Origin of the sequence: Microbacterium sp. NPDC058389 (assembly GCF_042722305.1) — a bacterium.
Taxonomy (GTDB): Bacteria; Actinomycetota; Actinomycetes; order Actinomycetales; family Microbacteriaceae; genus Microbacterium.
Genome location: NZ_JBHXJQ010000002.1, coordinates 104,036 through 112,885, shown reverse-complemented (window position 1 = coordinate 112,885; position 8,850 = coordinate 104,036). Strand labels below are relative to the sequence as shown.

General features: G+C 69.5%; 8 protein-coding genes. 4 read left to right on the top strand and 4 right to left on the bottom strand.

Annotation, left to right across the window (positions count from 1 at the left end):
* Window positions 1–114: 114 nt before the first annotated feature.
* From ACFWJ8_RS03370 to ACFWJ8_RS03355, 4 genes are all read right to left on the bottom strand, one after another.
* Window positions 115–933, bottom strand: a complete 819-nt coding sequence (locus ACFWJ8_RS03370) for an ABC transporter permease (protein ID WP_378808938.1) — start codon at window positions 931–933, stop codon at window positions 115–117.
* Window positions 930–1,871 carry an ABC transporter ATP-binding protein gene (locus ACFWJ8_RS03365; RefSeq protein ID WP_378808936.1) on the bottom strand — a complete coding sequence of 314 codons (942 nt, stop codon included), beginning with the start codon at window positions 1,869–1,871 and terminating at the stop codon, window positions 930–932. The genes ACFWJ8_RS03370 and ACFWJ8_RS03365 overlap by 4 nt, the downstream gene beginning before the upstream one ends.
* 219 nt (window positions 1,872–2,090) lie before the next feature.
* Window positions 2,091–2,579, bottom strand: coding sequence for an FBP domain-containing protein (locus tag ACFWJ8_RS03360; RefSeq protein WP_378808933.1), 489 nt, complete (start codon window positions 2,577–2,579; stop codon window positions 2,091–2,093).
* A gap of 247 nt (window positions 2,580–2,826) precedes the next feature.
* Window positions 2,827–4,077: a hypothetical protein gene (locus ACFWJ8_RS03355; protein ID WP_378808930.1), complete on the bottom strand. Its 1,251-nt coding sequence runs from the start codon at window positions 4,075–4,077 to the stop codon at window positions 2,827–2,829.
* A 101-nt stretch (window positions 4,078–4,178) separates the two neighbouring features.
* Here ACFWJ8_RS03355 and ACFWJ8_RS03350 point away from each other — a divergent pair, with 101 nt between their 5' ends.
* From ACFWJ8_RS03350 to ACFWJ8_RS03335, 4 genes are all read left to right on the top strand, one after another.
* On the top strand, window positions 4,179–5,504 hold the full coding sequence (locus ACFWJ8_RS03350) for an alpha-L-fucosidase (RefSeq protein WP_378808928.1): 1,326 nt from the start codon (window positions 4,179–4,181) through the stop codon (window positions 5,502–5,504).
* A gap of 79 nt (window positions 5,505–5,583) precedes the next feature.
* On the top strand, window positions 5,584–6,852 hold the full coding sequence (locus tag ACFWJ8_RS03345) for an ABC transporter substrate-binding protein (protein ID WP_378808925.1): 1,269 nt from the start codon (window positions 5,584–5,586) through the stop codon (window positions 6,850–6,852).
* A 92-nt stretch (window positions 6,853–6,944) separates the two neighbouring features.
* A complete protein-coding gene (locus tag ACFWJ8_RS03340; RefSeq protein WP_378808922.1) occupies window positions 6,945–7,898 on the top strand; it encodes a carbohydrate ABC transporter permease in 954 nt (317 codons plus the stop codon).
* The gene (locus ACFWJ8_RS03335; protein ID WP_378808920.1) at window positions 7,895–8,848 is read left to right on the top strand and encodes a carbohydrate ABC transporter permease; all 954 of its coding nucleotides are present in this window, start codon (window positions 7,895–7,897) and stop codon (window positions 8,846–8,848) included. Before ACFWJ8_RS03340 ends, ACFWJ8_RS03335 begins: the two co-directional genes overlap by 4 nt.
* Window positions 8,849–8,850 lie beyond the last annotated feature (2 nt).

The window sequence follows — 8,850 nt, the reverse complement described above, 5'->3', positions numbered from 1 at the left end:
ACCTTTTTTTTTGGTTGTCTGGGGGGTTGGTTTTTTTTTTAACGCCCCCGCGGGGGGGGGGGTTGTGGGGGGGGCGGCGGGGGGCCTGGGCCGCCGGCATCCACCTTCCTGTCCTCACACGCGCTTCGTGTCGCGGCGGAAGAAGAACACCGTGCCGGCGATGAAGATGCCGAGCCACACGATGGCGTTGATGAGCGCCAGAGCGTCGAACGGGGCCCCGGTGAGGGGTTCGCGCGCGATCTCGCTGATGCCGTAGACCGGGGTGAACTTCGCGATCACCTGCATGAAGTCGGGCATCGTGCTGATCGGGTAGAACAGGCCGCCGATGAACGCGAGCACGACGATCGCGAGGCTCGTGATCTGGGCGACGTTCTCGCTGCGCACCATGTAGCCGACCATGAGGCCGAGCGTCGTGAAGACGGCGCCGGCGAGCAGCCAGGCGGCCAGTCCGGTGGCGATCCACTGGATCGGGGAGAGCTGGATGCCGGCGATCGCGGCCGCGGCATACGTGGCGACGATGGCGACGAGGCCGAACAGCATGCCCGCGATCATCTTGATGACCACATTCACGAGCGGGTTGAGCGGCGTGAGGCGCAGCTGGCGGCTCCAGCCCTGGGCGCGCTCCACGGCGACGGCGGCGCCGGTCTGCGTGGCCGACATCATCGCGCCGTACATCGCCATCGACACCATGATGTACGCGGCGACGGAGGGGCCGCCCTGGGCGATCGGGGTGGCGGTCAGCTGCGTGTCGCGCAGCGGCAGGCCGATGATGACGAACATCACGATGGGGAAGGCGACGGTGAAGATCAGCGTGCGCCGGTTGCGCAGCTTGCGCTTGAGCTCGATGCCCAGGTACGTCAGGTTGAAGCCGCCGAAGGGCGGGACGCGGCGGTTCAGCTGCACGCGGTCGGTGGTGGCGGTCGCACCGGTCATGACTTGTCCCCTTCCGAGGTGAGGGCGAGGAAGACGCTCTCGAGGTTCTGGGCGGTGATCTCGAGGTCGCGCGCCGCGGTCTGCGTCAGCAGGTGCCGGGCGACGGCGTCGGAGTCCTTGGTGTGGATGGCGATGCGGTCGCCCTTGGCCTCGACGTCGTCGACGCCGGGGAGGGCCGCGATGGCGACGGGGTCCGCTCCCGGCAGTGTGGCGTGGACGATGCGGCCCGACACGAGGTTCTTGATCTCGGCGGTCGTGCCGTCGGCGACGATGCGGCCGCGGCTCATGAGCACGATGCGGTCGGCGTACTCGTCGGCCTCGTCGAGGTAGTGGGTCGCGAACAGCACCGTGCGGCCGCGGGCGGCGTCGGCGCGGATGGCGCTCCAGAACGAGCGCCGGCCCTCGACGTCCATGCCGGTGGTGGGCTCGTCGAGGATCAGCAGGCCGGGGTCCGACAGCAGCGCCATCGCGAAGCGCAGCCGCTGCTGCTGTCCGCCCGAGCACAGCCCGACGAGCCGGTCGCCGATCTCGGCGATGCCGGCGCGCTGCATGACCTCGGCGACCGGCCGGGTGTCGGCGAAGAGGCTCGCGGTGAGATCGAGCGATTCGCGGACGGTGATGTCCTTGAGCAGGCCGCCGGTCTGCAGCACGGCACTCACCAGGCCGTGGGCGATCGCGCCACGGGGCGATTCGCCGAACACCCGCACCGAGCCGGAGTCGGGCTGCGAGAGCCCGAGCATCATGTCGATGGTCGTCGTCTTGCCGGCGCCGTTCGGGCCGAGGAACGCGACGATCTCACCGGGGCGGACCCGCAGCGTCACGCCGTCGACGGCTGTGACGGCGCCGAAGCTCTTGTGCAGGTCCGTCGCGTCGACGGCCCAGAGCGGCGCGGACGTGGCAGCGTCCCGCATCGCCGTCGTGGTCTGTGTGATGTCCATGTCTCCATGGTCGTGACCGCGGCCTCCGCGGCCCTCACACGGGCGTCACGACGTACCCGTGACATCCGTCACGGGTGGATGCCGCCACCCCGTCTTCGCCGGAGCCCCGGGGCCGCGGCATCCACCCATGCACGGGTTTGGGGCGCGTGTCGTCCGTCGGGGCGCACGGCGTACGCCCCGACGGACGCGATGCGCCCCGAAACCGGAGAATGAGCCGCGTCAGGCGCTGTCGCGGATGTCGCGGGCGAAGCCGTCGGCGTGCGCGCGCAGCGCCTCGATGCGGCGGTCGCGCGCGGCCTTCACGTCGAACCCGAGGTACGCGGGCGGCACCGGGCGCCGCACGTTGATCGAGCACTCGAAGTTCTCGCACAGCAGGGTGCCGACGGTGTCGCCGTTGCGGCCGGCCTTGCCGGCCCGCTTGGCGCTGAACAGCACGACCTCGTTGGGCAGCGTGACATCCTCGCACCACGAGCACTGGGCGCGCACGCGCGTGCGCTGCTCGGTCTGACGCAGCAGGATGCCGACGGGGGCGTCGTCGACCGGCACCACCAGGAACCCGGCGAGGGGCTGCTTGGGGTCGCGCCAGCCGAAGTAGTCGAGCTTGTCCCAGTCGATGTCGCGCAGATCGGGGACGATGAGCGAGTTGCGCTCGCGGAGCGAGGCGTTGATGAAGGACGCGCGGATGTCCTTCTCGGTGAATGCGTGCATGATTCCTTGACTCACGAAGGGACCGCCGGGTGCGGCGGAACGATGGGATGCCGCACGCCGACGGCGTGCGGGTGATGCGGGCGCGTCACCGCTGGTTCAGGACCGGGCGACGCGCACAGCTACATCCCCTCGGCGCGTGACGCGCCGAGGACCCCCTTACGCCCGTGGGGCGTCGTGATCGTCGTATGCACGCCCGACAGCATACGCCCGAGCGCCTCCGCGCCGGCTGGACGCCGCCGACCGCGGATCAGCCGCCGAACAGGCCGCTCAGCAGTGCGCCGAACACGCCGGCCTGCGACAGGATCCAGAACAGCGCGAACGCGCCGATGATGATGATCGGCAGCCACGGCACCCGCTGCTGCAGGCGGCGTCCCTGCGGCGCGACACCGGGCGGCGGGCGCAGCGCGTCCAGCGGCGCCACGAACGGGACGGGGGATGCCGCGGCCGCCCCACCTGCGGCCGCGCCGGCTGCGGCGGCACCGGCCGCAGCCGGCATCGCGCCCTGGGGCACGGCATCCGGGAGCGACGGCGGCAGGGAGGCCAGGCGGTCGTCACGCCAGCGCGCCCACTGCGCGAACTTGTCGAGCAGGGCTCCGACGACCGAGAACAGCCACGCCCACGTGGCGGGATCGAGGGTCGAGAACTCGCGGCGCGCGTAGAGGAAGAGCCAGTCGTCGACGATCTCGACGTCGAGGGCCGCCGCGTGGTCGATGAAGCGCGCCATGATGTCGGGTGTGAAGAGGTACAGCGCGTCGGTCTCGTAGCCTGCGGGGCAGTACAGATCGAAGTAGCGGTCGAAGTCGCCCTCGAGGCTGAGGCGCTGGTCCTTGTCGAACGCCGCGGGCAGGTTCGAACCGAACAGCGAGTTGTTACTGGTCGCGTCGAGCACGATGTTGGGCAGCGGCACGTCGAGCTTGACCGCGACGTAGCCCCAGTTGTGCGTGGTCTTGTTCTTGCCCGAACCGGTCGTGTACTGGTGGTTGCCGAACTCGACGAACCGCGGCTTGTCGCCGCGCACGAGGTCGGTCGCGTAGCGCGAACTGCCGAGCGAGAAGATCATGCCGGGGAGCCCGGGGTCGTCGAACCGCGGCACGTAGCTCATGCCGTTCGCCCGGGCGAAGCGGTCGAGGCGGTACATGCGCTCGCCGCCGCCCCGCGCCATGCGCACGGCCACCACGACCACGATCGTCGTGATGCCGCCGATGAACAGAAGGGGCAGGAACGCGGCGAGCACGCCCCAACCGGCGGCCTCGCCTGTGCCCGCCATCGCCGCAGCGATGGCGCCGAACACCGCCGCGATGAGGGTCAGTGCGACCGAGCCGAACACGAACAGCACCGCGATGCCGACGATGACGAACACCACGACCGCCGCCGATCCGCTCGGCAGGCGCCCACTGCGCTTGAGCTCCTGCACGAACGCGCGTGCGGCTCCCGGTGGCACCGGTTCGACGAGCGGCCGCGCGTCGAAGGCCGGCGGGGTCGGCGTGGGGATCGTCACGCGTTCACGCTACTCGGGCACGCGGCATCCCGACCCTCATCGGTTATCGATAGCATCGAGACTCGGCCCGCGCCGATGCGGGTCTGTGAGAAGGAGCCGCGATGCCGCACGACGCCCACGACCGATCCCGCGAGTACGAGCGGTTCGAGAGGCCGGTGCCGGACTGGTTCCGCGATGCCAAGCTCGGGATCTTCGTGCACTGGGGCGCCTACTCGGTGCCTGCGTGGGCCGAGCCGATCGGGGCTCTCGGCACGATCGACGACACCCGGTGGTACCGCCACAACCCCTATGCCGAGTGGTACGCCAACACCATCCGCATCGAGGGCAGCCCGGCCGCCGTCCACCATCGGGTGAGCTACGGCGGGCGGCCCTACGACGAGTTCCTCGACGACTGGACCGCCGAGCGGTTCGACGCCGACGCGCTCGTCGCGCTGTTCGCGCAGGCGGGCGCGCGCTACGTCGTGCCGACGACGAAGCACCACGACGGCATCGCCCTGTGGGATGCCCCGCACACCGGTGACCGCAACACGGTTGCGCGCGGCCCCGGGCGCGACCTCGTCGGCGCGTTCGCCGACGCGACGCGCGCCGCCGGGCTGCGGTTCGGCGCGTACTACTCCGGCGGCCTCGACTGGCACGCGGGACCGGCGGCGCCCATCGAGTCCGACGCCCAGCTCGTGCCTCCCGCGGGCGACGAGTACGCCCGGTACGCCCACGACCACGTGGTCGACCTCATCGACCGGTATCGCCCCGACTTGCTGTGGGGCGACATCGGCTGGCCCGCCGCCGGGCATGCACCGGGGCCGTTCAGTCTCGCCGATGTGTTCGAGCGCTTCTACGCGGCTGCGCCCGACGGCGTCGTCAACGACCGGTGGGGCGGCGTGCACGCCGACTTCCTCACGAGCGAGTACGAGAGCGGTCGCTCGAACGAAGGGTCGGCGGCGTGGGAGAACTGCCGCGGCATCGGCTACTCCTTCGGCTACAACCGCCTCGAAGGAGAGGAGCACAATCTCGACGGAGCTGCGGCGATCCGGCTGTTCGTCGACGTCGTGTCGCGCGGCGGCAACCTGCTGCTGAACGTCGGGCCGACGGCATCCGGGGTCCTCTCCCCGCCGCAGGCGGCGACGCTGCGCGCCCTGGGTGCCTGGAACGCCCGGCACGGCGACGCGGTGTTCGGCTCGAGGCCGCTGCAGGGCGCGCCGGCGTCGGACGAGCCCTGGGTGCGCTGGACGCGCACGGGCGACCGCGCCAACGCGGTGATCGACGCGAGCGGGCGGGTCGTACTCGTGTGTCCGGTGGGCGTGGATGCCGCCACCGCCGTGACCGTCGACGGGACGCCGGTGGCGGCCGAGCGCGACGGCGACACGCTCGTCATCGACGTACCGGCGGAGCCGACGGGGCCGGCTGTCGTGAGATTCCGCACAGTGTGAGAGACGGATTGTTGATAACCGATTATCGATTAGTGTATGTTCGACTCGTCCCGATGATGTGCCCACGAGAGGATCGACGATGATCACCAGACGTACCCTCACTGCGATCGGCGCCGGAGCGGCCGCCGTGACGCTCCTTGCCGGCTGCTCCTCCAGCCCGCAGAGCGGAGGTGAGAGCAAGGACGAGAAGATCCAGCTGCGCGTTCTCGTGAACGTGACGCCGAACCTCACCGAGGACTGGTGGAACGAGCTGGTCGCGCCGTTCGAAGAGGCCAACCCGAACATCGACGTCGTGATCGACAACCCCGGTCAGGAGGGCGTCAGCGCCGCGGTGCCGCGCCTGCTCGCCGCCGGTCAGGCGCCCGACGTCGTGCAGTCGGTGTCGCCGTCGCCGGAGCTCGCCGAAGAGCTCGTCGACCTGTCGGAATACGACTGGGCGACCAGCGGCCCGCTCGCCGACCAGTACTCGATCGACGGCAAGTACTACATGGCCGGCGTCGGCGTGCAGCTGCAGAGCCTGTGGTTCTACAACAAGGACGCCTTCGCCGAGGCCGGCATCGACGAGGTGCCCACCACAGTCGACGAGCTGACCGACGACCTCGCCAAGCTCAAGGATGCGGGCTGGACCCCGATCCAGACCGGCGGCGACTGGATGTCGAGCCACGCGCTGCAGACGCTGGCGCTGCCCTCGGTCGTGGGCGAGAACCCCGACTGGTACGCCGACATGAACTCCGGCAAGACCACCTTCACGAAGAGCTACGGCGACTACACCGACCTCTACGCCGACTGGATCTCGAAGGGCTACACGAACGCGGACGCACTCGGCGTCAAGTACGTCGACGCCGAGCAGACGTTCCTCAGCGGCGGCGCCGCGCTGTACCCCATGGGCAGCTGGTTCGTCGGCAGCGAGGCGAAGGCGACCGACCCGGCGCCGATCGGCGTCTTCCGCAGTCCGGCGGTCGACGGCGTCGACGACCCGGCGATGGGCGCGAACATCGCGAGCCCCTACGTGATCATGAAGGAGTCGAAGCACGAGGAGGCCGCGGCCAAGCTCGTCGAGTGGCTCGTCACCGACGAGGACGCCGTCATGAGCCAGCTCGAGGTCGACGGCAACTACCGCGACGGCTACGAGTACGACATGACCGACCTCGGCAAGGAGCTGCTGCAGATCGTGTCCGACACCCCCGCGTCGGCCTACACCCCGACCGGCGGCGGCTACGGCGAGAAGAAGCTCCCCGACGGCTACTCGGGCGAGATCAACACGCAGACGCAGGCGCTGCTCGGCGGTACGCCCGCGGCGGACGTGAACAGCTCCATGGACGCCTGGTTCCTCGCCAACGCCCAGTGAGACCTGCCGCCGCGCCGGTGACGCGATGAGCGCCGCCGAACCGGCGCGGCGGCACACCCCTCGTATCGATGACGACACGAAAGCAGAGTGACATGGCCGACACCGTGGCCCGCCTCGCGGGCACCACGAGCTCCCGGGCGCTGGCGTCCCCCCGCCGCCGCGGGCTCACCTCGTGGCAGGACCGCCTCGCCGGCGTGATCATGGGCGGCCCGGCGCTCATCGTCTTCATCGCGATGTTCCTCGTCCCGATGGTGCTGGCGGTGGTGCTGAGCTTCACGGACTGGAACGGCTACAGCCTGCACTTCGACTTCATCGGGCTCGACAACTACGCCAAGGCGTTCAAGAACCCCCGCACGATCGACGCCGCCGCCTTCACCGCCGTCATCGCGGTGGCCGGCACGATCCTGTGCAACGGCATCGGTCTCGGCGTCGCGGCGCTCATCGCCGGCAACGGCCGCGGCAACACGGTGCTGCGCACGATCTTCTTCTACCCGTACATCATCAGCGCGCTGATCATCGGGTTCCTCTGGTCGGCGATCCTCTCGCCGCAGGGGGCGATCAATTCGCTGCTCACGCAGTTCGGCGTGAGCCCCCTCCCCTTCCTCACCGACGTCACCTTCGCGAAGGTCAGCGTGATCCTGACGATCGTGTGGTCGCACTTCGGCTTCAACATGATCCTGTACCTCGCCGGCATCAAGTCGGTGCCCGCCGAGTACTACGAGGCGGCCACGGTGGACGGGGCGTCCCGCTGGCAGCAGTTCAAGAGCATCACCGTGCCCCTCATCGCACCCGTCGTCACCGTCAACCTGGTGCTGACCCTCGTGGGCCTGCTCAAGGCGTACGACATCATCCTGGCCTTGACGGACGGCGGCCCTGCCGCCTCGACGCAGACGATCGTGTACCAGATCCTCCGTGACTCGTTCGCGCACGCGAACCTCGGGTTCGGCGCGGCGCAGTCGATCGTGCTGCTCGTCGTGACCGCGGTCATCGGCCTGGCCGTGACCTTCGCCCGTCGCGGCGCCGACCAGAAGGCGAGCGAATCATGACCATCTCGACCGAGACCACGGGACCGAGCATCGCAGGCGAGGTCTACCTCGCCGACGTGCGCCGCAAGCCGCGTCGCAGCGGTCGCCGCCGCGGCCCGGGCTCCGCCTCCGAGCGGACGCCGCTGGCCGTCACGATCGTCAAGTGGGTGCTGCTCAGCCTCCTCGCGCTGATCATGCTTGTGCCGATGTACATCCTGGTCATCAGCGCATTCAAGCCGCAGGCCGACATCGTGCTGCATCCCCTGCTGATCACGCCCGACATGTTCACGTTCGACTACCTGTGGAACGCGATCACGAGCGAGAAGTTCAACGTCGTCGGCGCCTACGGCATCACCCTGCTGTTCGTCGCGCTCGTCAACTTCTTCTGCATCGTGCTGTCGGCGCCGGTCGCCTACGTGATCGCCCGCGGTCGCACCCGATGGCACGTGCTGCTGCTCGTCGTGTTCGTGTCGGGCCTGTTCATCCCCGGCCAGGTGACGCTCATCCCGGTGGTGTTCGTGCTGCGCGTGCTGGGGCTCATCAACACGATCCCCGGCTTCATCCTCTTCGAGACGGCGGCGACCCTGCCGGTGACCATCTTCCTGTTCTCGGCGTACCTGCGCACGATCCCGCGCGACATCGACGAGGCCGCGGCGCTCGACGGCGCGAGCCGCATGCGCGCGTTCTGGTCGTGCATCTTCCCGATCATGCGTCCCGTGGTCGCGACGATCATCGTGCTCAACTCGATCGGCGTGTGGAACGACTTCGTCAGCCCGCAGATCATCCTGGGGCCCGGCTCGGGCATCTACACGGTGACCACCGGCGTGTATGCGGCGGTCGGCGAGTACTCCACCGACTACACCGTGCTGTTCCCGACGCTGCTGCTGGCGATCGCGCCCGCCGTGGTCTTCTTCATCATCATGCAGCGGCACATCATCGGCGGCCTGGCCGCCGGGGCGACGAAGGGCTGAGG